This is a genomic window from Brevundimonas sp. (assembly GCF_032107865.1).
Lineage (GTDB): Bacteria > Pseudomonadota > Alphaproteobacteria > Caulobacterales > Caulobacteraceae > Brevundimonas.
Window position 1 is genome coordinate 1 of the sequence record NZ_DAMCNG010000008.1, and the last position, 14,863, is coordinate 14,863.

The 14,863-nt window shown below is 67.0% G+C and carries 19 protein-coding genes and 1 pseudogene; 16 read left to right on the forward strand and 4 right to left on the reverse strand.

The features are described 5' to 3' along the window. The 7 genes from RT567_RS01510 to RT567_RS01540 form a co-directional block, all read left to right on the forward strand. Window positions 1-300 (forward strand): TonB family protein (locus RT567_RS01510; protein WP_313573836.1); only part of this gene is annotated, 300 nt, incomplete at its 5' end. A gap of 142 nt (window positions 301-442) precedes the next feature. Beyond that, a complete protein-coding gene (rpsM, locus tag RT567_RS01515) occupies window positions 443-811 on the forward strand; it encodes a 30S ribosomal protein S13 (RefSeq protein ID WP_025978145.1) in 369 nt (122 codons plus the stop codon). Between the two features lie 16 nt (window positions 812-827). Further along, entirely contained in the window at window positions 828-1,217 is a 390-nt protein-coding gene (gene rpsK, locus RT567_RS01520) for a 30S ribosomal protein S11 (RefSeq protein WP_003164390.1), read from the forward strand. Window positions 1,218-1,305: 88 nt separating this feature from the next. After that, complete coding sequence (locus RT567_RS01525) at window positions 1,306-2,325, forward strand: DNA-directed RNA polymerase subunit alpha (protein ID WP_003164391.1); 1,020 nt, start codon at window positions 1,306-1,308, stop codon at window positions 2,323-2,325. 114 nt (window positions 2,326-2,439) lie between these two features. Then, window positions 2,440-2,859: a 50S ribosomal protein L17 gene (rplQ, locus tag RT567_RS01530; RefSeq protein WP_087139521.1), complete on the forward strand. Its 420-nt coding sequence runs from the start codon at window positions 2,440-2,442 to the stop codon at window positions 2,857-2,859. Window positions 2,860-2,946: 87 nt separating this feature from the next. Then, the gene (locus tag RT567_RS01535; RefSeq protein WP_313573838.1) at window positions 2,947-3,324 is read left to right on the forward strand and encodes a DUF4180 domain-containing protein; all 378 of its coding nucleotides are present in this window, start codon (window positions 2,947-2,949) and stop codon (window positions 3,322-3,324) included. Next, window positions 3,321-3,797, forward strand: a complete 477-nt coding sequence (locus RT567_RS01540) for a GNAT family N-acetyltransferase (protein ID WP_313573840.1) — start codon at window positions 3,321-3,323, stop codon at window positions 3,795-3,797. Before RT567_RS01535 ends, RT567_RS01540 begins: the two co-directional genes overlap by 4 nt. A 7-nt stretch (window positions 3,798-3,804) precedes the next feature. Here the strand turns inward: RT567_RS01540 and RT567_RS01545 are convergent, their stop codons facing one another. Further along, entirely contained in the window at window positions 3,805-4,668 is an 864-nt protein-coding gene (locus RT567_RS01545) for a hypothetical protein (protein ID WP_313573842.1), read from the reverse strand. Then, the gene (locus RT567_RS01550) at window positions 4,665-5,564 is read right to left on the reverse strand and encodes an ABC transporter ATP-binding protein (protein ID WP_313573844.1); all 900 of its coding nucleotides are present in this window, start codon (window positions 5,562-5,564) and stop codon (window positions 4,665-4,667) included. The genes RT567_RS01545 and RT567_RS01550 overlap by 4 nt, the downstream gene beginning before the upstream one ends. A gap of 103 nt (window positions 5,565-5,667) precedes the next feature. Here RT567_RS01550 and RT567_RS01555 point away from each other — a divergent pair, with 103 nt between their 5' ends. From RT567_RS01555 to RT567_RS01565, 3 genes are all read left to right on the forward strand, one after another. Next, window positions 5,668-6,903 carry an ectonucleotide pyrophosphatase/phosphodiesterase gene (locus RT567_RS01555; protein ID WP_313573846.1) on the forward strand — a complete coding sequence of 412 codons (1,236 nt, stop codon included), beginning with the start codon at window positions 5,668-5,670 and terminating at the stop codon, window positions 6,901-6,903. Between the two features lie 93 nt (window positions 6,904-6,996). After that, a complete protein-coding gene (locus tag RT567_RS01560; protein ID WP_313573848.1) occupies window positions 6,997-8,301 on the forward strand; it encodes a TCR/Tet family MFS transporter in 1,305 nt (434 codons plus the stop codon). Between the two features lie 95 nt (window positions 8,302-8,396). Continuing rightward, window positions 8,397-9,785, forward strand: coding sequence for a trypsin-like peptidase domain-containing protein (locus tag RT567_RS01565; RefSeq protein ID WP_313573850.1), 1,389 nt, complete (start codon window positions 8,397-8,399; stop codon window positions 9,783-9,785). 27 nt (window positions 9,786-9,812) lie between these two features. Here RT567_RS01565 and RT567_RS01570 read toward each other — a convergent pair whose 3' ends face one another. Next, on the reverse strand, window positions 9,813-10,232 hold the full coding sequence (locus RT567_RS01570) for a VOC family protein (protein WP_313573852.1): 420 nt from the start codon (window positions 10,230-10,232) through the stop codon (window positions 9,813-9,815). Window positions 10,233-10,301: 69 nt separating this feature from the next. On the opposite strand from RT567_RS01570, the gene RT567_RS01575 reads away from it, so the two are divergent. The 5 genes from RT567_RS01575 (at window position 10,302) to RT567_RS01595 (ending at window position 14,076) form a co-directional block, all read left to right on the forward strand. Then, on the forward strand, window positions 10,302-11,609 hold the full coding sequence (locus RT567_RS01575) for a replication-associated recombination protein A (RefSeq protein WP_313573853.1): 1,308 nt from the start codon (window positions 10,302-10,304) through the stop codon (window positions 11,607-11,609). A gap of 74 nt (window positions 11,610-11,683) precedes the next feature. Beyond that, window positions 11,684-12,070, forward strand: coding sequence for a VOC family protein (locus RT567_RS01580; protein WP_313573855.1), 387 nt, complete (start codon window positions 11,684-11,686; stop codon window positions 12,068-12,070). 211 nt (window positions 12,071-12,281) lie between these two features. Next, window positions 12,282-12,722 (forward strand): hypothetical protein, encoded by a 441-nt coding sequence (locus tag RT567_RS01585; protein ID WP_313573857.1) that lies wholly within the window; start codon window positions 12,282-12,284, stop codon window positions 12,720-12,722. A 55-nt stretch (window positions 12,723-12,777) separates the two neighbouring features. Continuing rightward, window positions 12,778-13,503: an RluA family pseudouridine synthase gene (locus RT567_RS01590; RefSeq protein WP_313573859.1), complete on the forward strand. Its 726-nt coding sequence runs from the start codon at window positions 12,778-12,780 to the stop codon at window positions 13,501-13,503. 78 nt (window positions 13,504-13,581) lie between these two features. Beyond that, window positions 13,582-14,076 (forward strand): CC0125/CC1285 family lipoprotein, encoded by a 495-nt coding sequence (locus tag RT567_RS01595; protein WP_313573861.1) that lies wholly within the window; start codon window positions 13,582-13,584, stop codon window positions 14,074-14,076. A gap of 2 nt (window positions 14,077-14,078) precedes the next feature. On the opposite strand, the gene RT567_RS01600 is transcribed toward RT567_RS01595, so the two are convergent. Further along, on the reverse strand, window positions 14,079-14,516 hold the full coding sequence (locus RT567_RS01600; RefSeq protein ID WP_313573863.1) for a DUF2214 family protein: 438 nt from the start codon (window positions 14,514-14,516) through the stop codon (window positions 14,079-14,081). A gap of 43 nt (window positions 14,517-14,559) precedes the next feature. Here RT567_RS01600 and RT567_RS01605 point away from each other — a divergent pair. Continuing rightward, window positions 14,560-14,863: pseudogene (locus tag RT567_RS01605) on the forward strand (CrcB family protein); the annotation flags it as partial.

The window sequence follows — 14,863 nt, forward strand, 5'->3', positions numbered from 1 at the left end:
GGCCCCGGCGTGGGCGACGGCCCGCCGCGCATCATTCGCGGCCCTACGGTGGGGGAACTGCGGACGCTGCACCCTCGCGAGGCCTTCCGCCAACGGCGAGGCGGCCAGGCGACTCTGGCCTGCCGCGTTCGCCTCGACACCACGCTCAGCGACTGCCGCCTGATCGACGAATCGCCGCCGGGGATGGGATTCGGTCAGGCGGCCCTTGCGGCGTCGCGTTATTTCCGCTTTCGTCCTGCGACGCAGAACGGAGCGCCGCTTGATGGTCGAGAGGTCCGGGTGGGGGTCGAATGGCCCTGAGCCAGCCTGCTCACGGCGCTTGCCCGTTGACGCATTGGGAATCCCCTGTATAAGGGCGGCCTTCCGCGAAGGGCGTACACGTTCCAGGTCTGTTGACCGGAGCGGTTTCTGCGTCTGAATTAACGCGTACTTGGAGAATTTCGTGGCCCGTATCGCAGGCGTCAACATTCCGACGAACAAGCGCGTTGAAATCGCGCTTCAGTACATTCACGGCATTGGCGCGCACAACGCCAAGGAGATCACGGCCAAGATCGGCATCGAGCCGGCCCGCCGCGTGAACCAGCTGACCGACGCGGAGATCCTGCAGATCCGCGAAACCATCGACCGCGATTTCACCGTCGAAGGCGACCTGCGCCGCGAGACGTCGATGAACATCAAGCGCCTGATGGACCTGGCCTGCTACCGCGGCCTGCGTCACCGTAAGGGCCTGCCGGTCCGCGGCCAGCGCACCCACACCAACGCTCGCACCCGCAAGGGTCCGGCCAAGCCGATCGCCGGCAAGAAGAAGTAAGAGAGAGGCCTGACCGATGGCTAAGGAACCGGGTCGCGTTAAGCGCCGCGAACGCAAGAACATCACCTCGGGCGTCGCCCACGTGAACGCTTCGTTCAACAACACCATGGTGACGATCACCGACGCTCAAGGGAACGCGATTTCCTGGTCGTCGGCCGGTCACATGGGCTTCAAGGGCTCGCGCAAGTCGACGCCGTACGCCGCTCAGATGGCTGCGGAAGACGCTGGCAAGAAGGCCGCCGAGCACGGCGTCAAGACGCTGGAAGTGAACGTCTCGGGTCCGGGTTCGGGCCGTGAGTCGGCCCTGCGCGCCCTGCAGGCCGTCGGCATGACGATCACGACCATTCGTGACGTGACGCCGATGCCGCACAACGGCTGCCGTCCGCCGAAGCGCCGTCGCGTCTAAGGTTCACGCCGCCTAACCCTTCTCCCGGCGGCTCCTGTTGTTCTGAACGTGAGAACACGGAGCCGTCGAAACCCGTTCGAGGGACTTTATGATCGAAAGAAACTGGCAAGAGCTGATCCGTCCCGAGAAACCGCAAGTCGAGGGCGGGTCTGACCCGCAGCACAAGGCGCGTCTGATCGCCGAGCCTCTCGAGCGCGGTTTCGGTGTGACGCTCGGCAACGCGCTTCGTCGCGTTCTGCTCTCTTCGCTTCAAGGCGCGGCGGTCACGGCCATTCAGATCGACGGCGTTGTGCACGAGTTCTCGTCGCTGGAAGGCGTTCGCGAGGACGTGGTCGACATCGTTCTGAACATCAAGCAACTGGCCCTGCGTATGCACGCAGAAGGTCCGAAGCGGATGACGCTGCGCGCCACGGGCCCCGGCCCGGTGACTGCGGCTCAGATCGACCTGCCGGCCGATATCGAGGTGCTGAACCCGGATCACGTGATCTGCACCCTGGATGACGGCGCGTCGGTCCGCATGGAACTGACGGTGCAGAACGGCAAGGGCTACGTCGCCGCCGAACTGAACCGCCCGGAAGACGCTCCGATCGGCCTGATCGCCGTCGACGCCCTGTATTCGCCGGTGAAGCGCGTCGCCTATCGCGTCGAGCCGACCCGTCAGGGCCAGTCGCTGGACTACGACAAGCTGATCCTGGAAGTTGAAACCAACGGCGCCGTCTCGCCGGTTGACGCCGTGGCTTACGCCGCGCGCATCCTGCAAGACCAGCTGCAGATCTTCATCACCTTCGATGAGCCGACCAAGGCTGTCGAGCAGTCGGACGGCAAGCCCGAACTGCCCTTCAACCCGTCGCTGCTGAAGAAGGTGGACGAGCTGGAGCTGTCGGTCCGTTCGGCCAACTGCCTGAAGAACGACAACATCGTCTACATCGGCGACCTGATCCAGAAGACCGAGGGCGAGATGCTTCGCACCCCGAACTTCGGCCGCAAGTCGTTGAACGAAATCAAGGAAGTTCTGGCGTCCATGGGCCTGAGCCTCGGCATGGATGTGCCGAACTGGCCGCCGGAAAACATCGAAGATCTGGCCAAGAAGTTCGACGACCAGATCTGATCATCAACCCTCCGCCCAGGTCCGTTGGATCGGTTGGGGCGGTTAGAATGAGAGGCCCCAGGTCTCGTCCGCCAAGTAGGGACGGGAAACCAGGGTTGAGTAGGAGAGACCCCGATGCGCCACGGCGCCGCCTATCGTAAGCTCGGCCGTACGGTCAGCCACCGCCAGGCCATGTTCGCCAACATGGCCGCCTCGCTGATCAAGCACGAGCAGATCACGACCACCCTGCCGAAGGCGAAGGAACTGCGTCCCTTCGTCGAGAAGCTGGTCACCCTCGCCAAGAAGGGCGACCTGCACGCTCGTCGTCAGGCCATCAGCGCCGTTCGCGACGTGCCGCAAGTCGGCAAGCTGTTCGACACGCTGGCCCCTCGTTACGCCGAGCGTAACGGCGGCTACATCCGCATCATGAAGGCGGGCTTCCGTCACGGCGACAACGCCGCGATGGCCGTGATCGAGTTCGTCGATCGCGACGTGGCCGCCAAGGGCCTGGACTCCGGTCCGGTCTTCGCCATCGAAGGCGACGACGAGGCCTGATTTCAGCTTTATGCTGACGGTATCGAAAGGGCGGCTGGAGCAATCCCGCCGCCCTTTTTCTTGGTCAACCGGCAGAAGGAAGGCTCGATGACCCGCCTGGAAACCTGGAGCGGCCTCGTCGTGGCCGTGTGCGAGCCGGAGGGCCCCCAGTTGGCGGGCACGGCTGACATCAATGACTTCCTGTCGCTGGCTTTTGAAGCGAACGCTGATTGGCTGGCCGTTCCGGTCACGCGGCTTGGCGCGGACTTCCTACGCCTTCGCAGTCGGTTGGCGGGTGAGGCCACGCAGAAGTTCGTGACCTACCGAGTCGGCCTGGCGATCATCGGCGATATCAGCGCTGAAGCGGCGGGGTCTGGGGCGCTGGCGGACTATGTACGGGAGTGCAATCGAGGCCGATCCGTATGGTTTCTGCCCGATCTGAACGCCTTGAAAATGAAGCTCGAAACGGGACGGAACGAGGCATGACGACCCATCTGGTGCGAGAAATCGATCTGGCGTCTGCGGCGGACAGCGCCGCTTGGCGCGCGCTGAACGAAGCCTGGCTGGCCGAAGGCGGCTTCGCCATCGAGGCCAAGGACCGTAAGGTTCTGGACGATCCGCAGGGGCAGATCCTGGCGCCGGGCGGCCGCATCTTCTTCATCGAGCGGGCCGGCGAGGCGGTCGGGTGCTGCGCCTTGATGGCCATGGACGACGGCGGGTATGAGGTCGCCAAGATGACGATTGCGCCTGCCGCGCGCGGTCGGGGCCTGTCGCGACGTCTGCTGGAAGCCTGCGAGGCGGCGGCGCGCGAGGCGGCCGCGCCGCGTCTTTATCTGGAGACCAGCTCGACTCTCGGCCCGGCGCTGGCGCTCTATGACAGCTTCGGCTTCGTGCGCTTGTCGCCGCGCGAGACGCCCTATGTTCGCGCCGATGTCTTCATGGAGAAGAGGCTGGGCTGATCCGGCCCTATTCCTTCGACAGATCCTGTCGCTGGAACCACCACAGGGCCAGGAAGAAGGGCGCGAAGCTCCACAGCGCCAGTCCCGCGACCGCGCGCCAGGCGGCGCCTGCGGGCACGAGCGCGGCTTCCATCCCGCCCTTGATCAGGACTTTCAGCACCTCATAGCCCTCGCCGGGGAAGAGCAGCATGGTCGTCCAGTCGCCCATCTGCCAGCCGAACATTGGGCTCATCTTGGCCAGGAAAAACTGCCCGACGCCGATGACCAGAGGCACGAACAGCGCCGCCAGCAGGGAGCGCGTCACCGTGGCCGCCAGCAGGCTGAGCAACAGGAACTGCACCACCCGCACATAGGACAACAGGGCCAGCAGACCGAAAGCCCGCGCCTCGTCCCCACCGAAGCCGAAGGCGAAGCTGCGTCCGAAGATCAGTCCCTTGGCGACATCGGCGCCCATGCTGGCGACCAGTAGAAACGCCAGCCCGGCGAGGGTCAGCAATTTGACCGCCCCAGCCTTGCCCATGATCAGATTGGGGCGGCTGTTGCGGGCGGTGATCAGACGCCAGGTCTCCCAGCGGTAGTCGCCGGCGAAGACGGTCGCGGCGCCGATCAGCAGGAAGGCCAGCACGCCGGGATGGGCCAGGCCGCCCGCCGCATCGACGAGAGACTGGCCCAGGTCGACGGCGCTGGCGTTCAGCTTCAGCTCGGGCGGCAGGGTTTGCATCGCTCCGTCCATCTTGGACTGGAGGAACAGAAAGCCTCCGATCGCCAGCACGAGCGAGATCACGGGCACGAAGATGATGCTCCAGAACACGGCCGTGCGGTTCTGCACCAGGCGCCAGGTTTCGGAGCGGATGGCGTCGGCCAGCATCATGCGCGGCCTCCTGCAGGCGAAGAGGTTTCGGTCATGAAGACGCTTTCCAGATCGGCGCCGACCCAGCGGGCCTCGTCGATGTCGACGCCTTGTTCGATCAGGGCGCGCAGCAGGGCGGGGGCCTCGGCGCGCGGCACGGCGGCCATGACGGCGTCGTCCTGAACGCTGCCGCGTTCGCCCAGCACGGCCATGACCTTGGCCAGAGGCGTGGCCGACAGTCGCAGACGTTCGCCCGAGGCGGTCAGGTCGCTGACCTTGCCCTCGGCCGCCAGCTTGCCCCGGTTTAGGATGGCGACGCGGTCGCAGACGCGCTGGACCTCCAGCAACTGGTGGCTGGCCAGGATGATGGTCACGCCGTCGTCGTCGGCCAGGCTGCGGATCAGGCTGCGCATCTCCTGGATGCCGGGCGGGTCCATGCCGCTGGTCGGTTCATCCAGGATGACCAGATCGGGCCGGGTCATCAGGGCCGCGGCGACGCCCAGCCGCTGCATCATGCCGACCGAGAAGCCGCGCACCTTGCGATCCGCCGCCTCGGTCAGGCCGACGCGCGCCAGCCATCGGTCCATTTCGGCCTCTGCCCCCATCCCATGCGCCAGCGCCAGCCAGCGCAGCGCCTGACGCGCGGTCAGATAGGGCGGATAGCGCGGCGTCTCGATCATCGAGCCCATGCGTCGGGTCACGGCCGGATCGCCAGTATGCTGGCCCATCACCCGCACCTCGCCCGCCGTGGGCCGGATCAGGCCCAGCAGGATGCGGAACAGGGTCGACTTGCCCGCGCCGTTCGGCCCCAGCACGCCATAGACCCCGCCGCGCGGTATGCTGAGACTGAGGCCGTCCAGGGCGCGCACCGCGCCATAGGTCTTGGTCAGGCCGTTCGTTTCGATAACGCTGGTCATGAATCACAGCGTGGCCCGGCGGTGGAAAACCGGCAAGCCGTCTTCTGTCTGTCGCGGATTAAGCTTAGGCAACATTCCTGAAAGCCTATGTCGGGAGCACTTCATGTTTGATCGTCTGTTCGGACTGGCGCGCGTCGCCGTCCTGATGTTGGCCGTCGCCGCCTGCGCCACCACGCCGCCCGCGCCGCCGGTCGAGACGGCCCAGGCGCCGAACGTCATCCTGATCTCCATCGACGGCTTCCGTGCGGATTATCTGCAGCGCGGAGCGACGCCGGTGCTGGCGCAACTGGCGGCCGAGGGCGCATCGGGGCCGATGAAGCCGTCCTTCCCCAGCGTGACCTTCCCGAACCACTACACCCTGGTCACGGGCCTGCATCCCGATCACCACGGCATCGTCGGCAACAACATGGTCGACGCAGAACTGGGCCGCTTCTCGCTGGGCAACAAACAGGCCGTCACCGATCGCCGCTGGTGGGACCAGGGCGAGCCGATCTGGGTCTCGGCCGAGCGGCAGGGCGTGAAGACCGCCACCATGTTCTGGCCGGGGTCCGAGGCCGACATCCGCGGCGTGCGGCCCAGCTACTGGACGCCCTTCGACCAGTCGATGCCCGGCGACGCTCGCGTGGATCAGGTGCTGACGTGGCTGGACCTGCCCGCCGCCCAGCGCCCGGCCCTGACCACCCTCTATTTCGATATCGTGGACACCATGGGCCACCACCACGGTCCGGATGCGCCGCAGACGCTGGAGGCCATGCGCTCGGTCGACGCCTCCATCGGCCGCCTGGTCGATGGGCTGAAGGCGCGGGGCCTGTATGAGAACACCATCCTGGTCGTGGTGTCGGATCACGGCATGGCGGCGACCTCGCCCGACCGCGTGACGGTGCTGGACGACATCATCGATCCGGAAGCGGTGCAGATCGTCTACGGCGGCCCCGTCACCTTCCTGAACCCTGTCGCCGGGCGCGAGGCCGAGGTGGAGCAGGCGCTGCTGGGCTCGCGTCCGCACCTGGATTGCTGGCGCAAGAGCGAGATTCCGGCGCGTCTGGTTCTGGGCTCCAACCCGCGCGTCTCGGCCATTGTCTGCGCCTCCGAGCCGGGTTGGCTGCTGGCGACCCGTGCGCGTCCGGTGACGAAGCCGGGCGGCGCCCACGGCTATGACAACGCCGCGCCGGAGATGCAGGCCGTCTTCATCGCCCACGGACCCAGCGTCATCGCCGGACGACGGCTGCAGAACCTGGACAGTGTCGATGTCCAGCCCTTCCTGGCCCGCCTGCTGGGCGTGACGGCGCCGCGAAGCGACGGTGATCCGAACGATACGCTGCCGGTGACGCAGCGCTGAGATTGTCGCCAACGTCGTCACCTTCGTGACAAGCCCGAGGGTGACGAATAGGAGGTCGCCGTCTAGAACGGCGATCCACCTCCGCGAGCCTTCATGTCCCTGCATCAGCCTAAGGTCCGCCGCGCGGCGATCGCCTTCATCCTTGTGACTGCGGTGCTGGACATCGTGGCCATGGGGATCGTCATTCCGGTCCTGCCGCACCTGATCGAGGAGTTCGTCGGGTCGAACGCGCGCGCGGGCCTGCTGAACGGGGTGTTCGTGGCTCTGTGGGCGGGGATGCAGTTCCTGGCCTCGCCGGTCATCGGCTCGTTGTCGGACCAGTACGGGCGTCGCCCGGTCATTCTGATCAGCTGCGCCGGGCTGGCGGCGGACTATGTGCTGATGGCGCTGGCGCCGAACCTGTGGTGGCTGGCGGTCGGGCGTCTGATCGCGGGCGTCACCTCGTCCAGCTTCACCACCATCTACGCCTATATGGCCGACATCACCGAGCCCGAGAAACGCGCCCGCGCCTATGGCCTGATCGGGGCGGCCTTCTCGGGCGGTTTCGTGCTGGGGCCGGTTCTGGGCGGGTTCCTGGGCGAGTTCGGGCCGCGCGTGCCCTTCTGGGTGGCGGGCGCCCTGTCGGGCGTGGCCTTCCTGTACGGCCTGTTCATCCTGCCGGAGAGCTTGCCGCTGGAGAAGCGGATGCCCTTCAGCTGGCGTCGCGCCAACCCGGTCGGCGCCATGATCCTGCTGAAGCGTCACGCCGAGTTGGCGGGCCTCGCGGTCGTGAACTTCCTGCTCTACTTCGCCCACCACGTCTTTTCAGCGGTCTTCGTCCTCTACGCCGGGCTCCGTTATGGCTGGGGTCCGTGGCAGGTCGGGGCCTTGCTGGCCATGGTCGGGGTGCTGGACATGATCGTTCAGGGCGTGCTGGTCGGCCCGGCGTCCAAGCGGTTCGGGGACCGAGCGACCATGATCTTCGGCCTGTGCGGCGGGGCGGTGGGCATCGCCCTGATGGGCTGGGCGCCGACGGGCGTCGCCTTCATCGTCGCCATGTTCCCCAACGCCCTGTGGGGCCTGGCCATGCCGACGCTTCAGTCCCTGATGACCCGCCGCGTCGGTGAGAGCGAGCAGGGCCAACTTCAGGGCGCGAACATGAGCGTCGCCTCCATCGCCGGGGTGGCCTCGCCCCTGTTCTTCGGCTGGATCTATTCGGTTTCGGTGGGCGAGGGCGGCGGGCGGGCGGCGGCCTGGTTGTCGGAGCGGGGGCTGCCCGCAGTGTCCGCGGCGGCCGACGCCATGCTGTCCGAGCCGGGGCTGGCCTTCTATCTGGCCTCCGCCGTGCTGGCTCTGGGCGCCCTGATCGGATTCCGGACCGCGCGTCGGGCGGAACGGGACGAGGTCACGTCCGTTTGATCGCCGCCGCGCCTCGGACTGAAAGACGGCCTTGATCCTGTCGAAAAGCCGAGGCGGAATGGATGCAACGCCCAAGCTTGTAAAACCGGGACGAGATGAAGACTTCCAGACTGGCCATCGCCGCCGCCCTGATCCTGTCCGCCTGCGGTCAGCCGCAGCCCTCCAAGGCGCAGGAAGGCGTCTTCGCCGAACAGCCCCGCGCCGCCCCGCGCGACGCCGGTTCGCTGAAGACCAGCTTCGCCCCTGTGGTGCGCGAGGCCGCGCCCGCCGTGGTGAACATCTCGGCGCGGGGCGTCCAGCGCGTGCGCGACCCCTTCTTCGAACTGTTCGGCGGCGGGCCGCAGTCGCGTGTGACCGGCTCCATCGGTTCGGGCGTCATCGTACGCCCGGACGGCATCGTCGTGACCAACAATCACGTCATCCAGAACATGCAGGAAATCCGCGTCACCCTGAACGACCGGCGCGAATATCCGGCCAAGGTGCTGCTGGCCGACGAACGGTCCGACATCGCCGTGCTGCAGCTGGAGAATCTGGACGGCGATCTGCCGGTCCTGCGCATCGACGATCAGGAGCAGCAGCAGGTCGGCGACCTGGTCCTGGCCATCGGCAATCCGTTCGGCGTCGGCCAGACTGTGACGAACGGCATCATCTCAGCCCTGAACCGGACCGAGACGGGCATCAGCGATTCCGGCTCCTTCATCCAGACCGACGCGCCGATCAATCCGGGCAACTCGGGCGGCGCCCTGGTCGATATGGACGGCGATCTGATCGGCATCAACACGGCCATCTTCTCGCGCACCGGCTCGTCCAGCGGCGTGGGCTTCGCCGTCCCGGCGGCCATGGTCAAGCGGGTGGTGGATTCCGCCGTCGGCGGCGCCAAGTCGGTCGAGCGCGCCTGGTTGGGGGTCAAGGGCGACTCGGTCAGTTCCGACATGGCGCGCAGCCTGGGGCTGGATCGGCCGCAGGGCCTGATGGTCACGGACGTCTACGCCGGAGGCCCCGGCGCCCGCGCGGGCATCGAACAGGGCGACGTCATCACCGCTATCGACGGGGCCGAGGTCAATGATCAGGGCGGTCTGAATTTCCGCGTCGGTACGCGCTCGCCGAACGACACCGTGGCTGTGACCGTCCTGCGTGACGGCCGGACGCAGACGCTGAACGCGCGTGTCTCGACCCTGCCCGGCGACGCCGATCCTGGACAGGGCTCGGTCGTGGGGCAGGGCGCTCTGGCCGGGCTTCAGGGCGTGGCGCTGAACCCGGCGCTGGCCGATCGTCTGGGCGGCGATCCCTTCACCAGCGGCGTGGTGGTCACGGGCCTGCAACGCAACAGCATCCCGGCTCGCATCGGCCTGCGTCCCAACGACCTGGTGGTGCAGATCGACGGCCGCGCCGTCACCACGGTCGCCGCCCTGGGCCGCGCACAGCGGGGTTCGGAACTGACCATCGTCCGCAATGGTCGCCGCCTGACGGGCCGTCTGCCTTAAGGCGCGGCGTTCGCCGCAGAGGGGGTCCTACCCCTTCAGCGGTCCGCCGATGGACCAGGTGTGGCCGAACGGGTCGCGCACCTGGCCGTAGCGGTCGCCCCAGAACTGGTCCTCCAGCGGCATGACCGGAATGGCGCCGTTGACCAGGGCGCGGCCCCACCATTCATCGGCGTCGTCGACCTGAAGATGCAGGCTGACCCCGACCGGCTTGATGTCGGCCTCGCCCGTCCATTCGGGGAATTCGTCGGCCAGCATGACGCTGCCGCCGTTGATGCGCAGATGGGCGTGCAACAGGCGCTCGCCGTCCTCGGCCGGCATCCGCATGACTTCCTCGGCCCCGAAGGCGCGAGCGTAGAATTCGATCGCCGCGGCGGCCCCGCGCGAGGGAATGGTCAGGTGGGGCGTCACCCCGCCGCGCGGTCCCTGGTCAGGCTTGGCTTCAGTCATGCGATTCCTCCTCAACGAGGCGTTGTAGCGGGTGCAGTCGCCCGAACGAACGCCTATCTAGAGCGTTCCATGACTGATTTGTTCGAAGCCTCCGGCATCCATCCTCCCGACGCCCCTCTGGCCGACCGTCTGCGCCCGCAGGCGCTGGATCAGGTGGTGGGCCAGGACCATCTGCTGGGCGAGGGCGGCCCGATCCGCCGGATGATCGAGGCCGGGCGCCTGGGTTCCATGATCCTGTGGGGGCCGCCGGGCACGGGCAAGACGACGATCGCCCGCCTGCTGGCCAAGGCGGCTGGCTATGAATATCAGTCGATCAGCGCCGTCTTCTCGGGCGTCGCCGACCTGAAGAAGGCGTTCGAGGCCGCGCGGATGCGCCGGGCGGCGGGCCAGCAGACCCTGCTGTTCGTCGACGAGATCCACCGTTTCAACCGCGCCCAGCAGGACGGCTTCCTGCCCTTTGTCGAGGAGGGGATCGTCACCCTGGTCGGGGCCACGACCGAAAACCCCAGCTTCGAGCTGAACGGCGCCCTGCTGTCGCGGTCGCAGGTCTATGTACTGAAAAGGCTGGACGACGCTTCGCTGGACCTGCTGCTGGGCCGGGCCGAGGCGCTGATGGGCAAGCCTCTGCCGCTGACGCCCGAGGCGCGGCAGGCCATGCTGGCGCTGGCCGATGGCGACGGCCGCTATCTGCTGACCATGTCCGAGGTGCTGTTCGATCTGACGGATGTCGCGCCGCTGGACGTGCAGGCTCTGGCGGGCGTGCTGCAGAAGCGCGCCCCCGCCTACGACAAGTCGCGCGAGGAGCATTACAACCTCATCTCCGCCCTGCATAAGTCGGTGCGCGGGTCGGACCCGGACGCGGCGCTCTACTGGCTGGCGCGGATGCTCAACGGGGGCGAAGACCCGCTCTATCTGGCGCGCCGCATCGTGCGCATGGCGGTTGAGGACATCGGTCAGGCCGATCCCCTGTCCATCCTGGTCGCCAATGCGGCCAAGGATACCTACGACTTCCTCGGCAGTCCCGAAGGCGAACTGGCGCTGGCTCAGGCCGTCGTCCACCTGGCGACCGCGCCCAAGTCCGTTGGTGTTTATGAGGCCTTCAAGGCGGCCAAGCGCGCGGCGCACGAGACCGGCTCCCTGATGCCGCCGGCCCATATTCGCAACGCCCCGACCAAGCTGATGAAGCAACTCGGCTACGGCAAGGGTTATCAATACGACCCCGACACGCCCGAAGGCTTCTCCGGCGCGAACTTCTTCCCCGACGAGATGGAGCGGCGCACCTTCTACAAGCCCAAGGGCGAGGGGCATGAGGAGAAGGTCAAGGCGCGCCTGGAACGATGGGCCGCGATGCGGGAGCGGGCGCAGAGGGAAGGCTGAGACACGGGCGGCGTTGAAGCGGGGCTGTAGGATTCCTAAGTCCTGTTTCCCTCAGTTGTGAAACGCCGAACGCCATGAATCTCAATCAGATCACCGTCGAGACGACGGACATCCCGCGCGCCAAGATCTTCTATCAGCGCTTGGGGCTGACGATGATCGTGTCGAGTGATCACTATGCCCGCTTTGTTTGTCCCGGCGACGGATCGGGAGCGCCCACGACCTTTTCCGTCCATTTGAGCGATCGAGTGACGCCCAGCGGCGGCGTCTATTTCGAGTGCGTCGATGTGGATGAACGGGTGGCGGCGTTGAAGGCGGCGGGCGTGGTTTTCGACCATGATCCGGTGGATCAGAGGTGGTTGTGGCGTGAAGCTTGGCTGCGCGACCCCGACGGCAATCGTCTGTGCTTCTACTGGGCGGGGGAAAACCGGATGAACCCGCCATGGCGCGTCGTGGGTTCGTGATTGCCGTTCATGGTTACGCATGAGGGCGAGCTTGGCCTGCTTCCATCGGCAGCTTGTGCAGAACTGCTGGCGGCCGTGCTGCTGTTGCGTCGGCGACGATGGTGTTCGCCATGAGCGACGTGGCGTGATCGTCTGACGGGCAGGCCGGAATCCTTGTTGCATAGGCCTGTTTCAGCGTAGTTTCGGCTCTCAAGGTCTTGGGGGAGGAATGATGGTCGATATTTCGAAGCGCTCGGCGGCGCCGTGGCACCTGTGGACCATCGCCGTGGCCTCGGTGGTCTGGAACGGCGTCGGCGTCTGGCAATGGTATCAGAAGGTGACGGGCGCGCCGGCCTATTGGAGCGCGCTGACGATGGAGCAGGTCTTCTATCTGCGCTCGGCGCCGATGTGGACCGATGTGGCCTTCGGCGTGGCGGTGTGGTGCGGCTTGCTGGGGGCGCTGATGCTGCTGCTTCGGCGGAAGCTGGCGTTCAACGCCTTCGTCGCGGGTCTGATCGCCATGCTGGCGCACGCCGTCTATGTGCTGGCGCTCAGCAACGGTCGTGAAGTCATCGGTACGGGCGGGGTGGTTTTCACCTTGGTCGTCACCCTGATCTTCGTCATCCAGATCGCCTATGCGCGCTGGGCGCGCCGCAAGGGCCTGATCCGCTGATCGCAAGCCTGATGGGCATGGCGAAGCGGGGCGCGCTCGGCTAAAGGCTCGGCGGGTGAAAACCCGCCAGCCCGTATCCTTGACCGAAGATGACATCGCCGCCGTCCGTTCCTGGGTGGTGCATGAAGACGCGCATCTGATCGCCTTCAACAAGCCGTCAGGCCTGTCCAGCCAGGGCGGCCGCATCCAGGCCAACACCCTGGACGATCTGCTCTGGGCCTTCGCCCGCTCGAACGGCAAGCGGCCGGAGCTGGTGCACCGGCTCGACCGCGACACCTCGGGCGTCATCCTGGCCGCCAAGACAAAGCCCGCCGCCGGCTTCTTCGGCAAGGCGATGCAGATGCGCAAGTTCCAGAAGACCTATCTGGCGCTGGTCGCGGCCGCGCCGGAGCCCAGGTCCGGCCGGATCACCTCCGCCCTGCGCCGCGAAGAGATCGGCCGCGAAAGCTATATGCGCGTCGTGGACTTCGATGCGCCGGGCGCGCAAGGCGCCGCCAGCGGCTATCGCACTCTGGCTTCTAGTGAAGTCGGGGCGGTGGTCGAGTTGTCGCCTGAGACGGGGCGGATGCACCAGCTTCGGGTCCACATGGCCTCCATCGGTCGTCCGCTGGTCGGCGATGTCCGCTATGGCGGCGCCCTGACCTTCGCCGGGCGTGCGGCGCCGCGCCTGATGCTGCACGCGGCGAAACTCAGCTTCCCGCATCCCGACGGCGGCCGTGTGACAGTCGAGGCGCCGGAGCCGGAGGATTTCGCGGCCCTGCGCGCAGCGGCGGGGCTGTAGCGGCTTCATCCCCTGTTCAGCTTCACTGCGGAACAATCCAACTCGCCCGTGCGCTGTTCGGGCGTGGGAGACACGCGCATGAAACGCCTCGCCATCGTTACGATCGCCGTCTCGGCCCTGGCCCTGACAGCCTGCGCCAGCCTGGCGCCCTATGGCCGTCAGATGGGGCCGAACGGGCAGGGCTATTCCGAGCAGCAGATCGAGCGCGATCGTTTCCGCGTCAGCTACAACGGCGTCGGCGCGCCGGGTCCGGTCGATGGGATGGCCCTGCGCCGCGCCGCCGAACTGACGGTCGAACAGGGCTACGACTGGTTTGAGGTGACGCAACGCTGGATCGACGGCCGCCCCGGGGGCGCCGGCGGTGTGCGGCCCAGCGTGTCCGTTGGGGCGGGATCCGGCCGCTACGGCGGCTATAGCTCGTCAGGCGTCGGCGTCGGCCTGGGCTTTGATCTCAGCGGCCCGCAGCCGACTTCGGCGACGCTAGAGATACTCATGGGGCGCGGCGCCGCGCCGCGCGGGCCAGAGGCCTATGACGCCCGTAGCGTGCTGGATTCGGCCCGCCGCTATAACTGACCTTAGAACGGCCAGCGCGCCATCGCCGCCGCGAAGGCCAGCAGCGGAATCAGCAACAGAATCTCCAGCCCGACCGCGCGTCGAGCCGCAGTCAGCTCGGCCAGCGGCGGGACATAGCCGGGCGCGGCCCGCGCCGCCTTGCGCCACTTCAGGATCGCCAGCGTCGGCCGGATCGAGATCAGGCCGATCAGGGCGAAGGTCGCGATCTTGGCCCAGAAGAAGGGGTTGGCTTCATAGAAGGCCCAACCCTTGCCGCCCATCACCCGTCCGACCCCGACCAGCACGATCAGCAGGGCCGTGACCCCATAGCCCGCGTCCAACCCGGCCAGCCGTTTCAGGGGCGGTTCCGGCGTTCGCAGCAGCGCCAGCTCTGACGCCAGCATGACGATCAGGCCCAGGAACAGCAGGTGATGGAGGATGGCGAGAACGAGGTCGTGCATGGCGGCCTTCGCAAATGAGGTCGGAACAGTATAAGCCGCCAGCATGACACACTTCTTGCTGGTTGCGATCGGCGGCGGCCTGGGGGCGATGGCGCGCTATGGGCTGGGGCTGGCCGTGGGCCGTCTGGCGCCGGGCGCGGCTTGGCCGTGGGCGACCCTGACCGCCAATGTCGCGGGCGGTTTGCTGATGGGGCTGCTGGCCGGTTGGCTGGCGCTGAAGGCCGGCGCGGGCCAGGAGAGCATCCGCCTGTTCGCCGCCGTCGGCGTGCTGGGCGGCTTCACGACCTTTTCGGCCTTTTCATTGGAAGCGGCCCTGATGATCGAACGCCGTGAAATGGTCTCGGCTT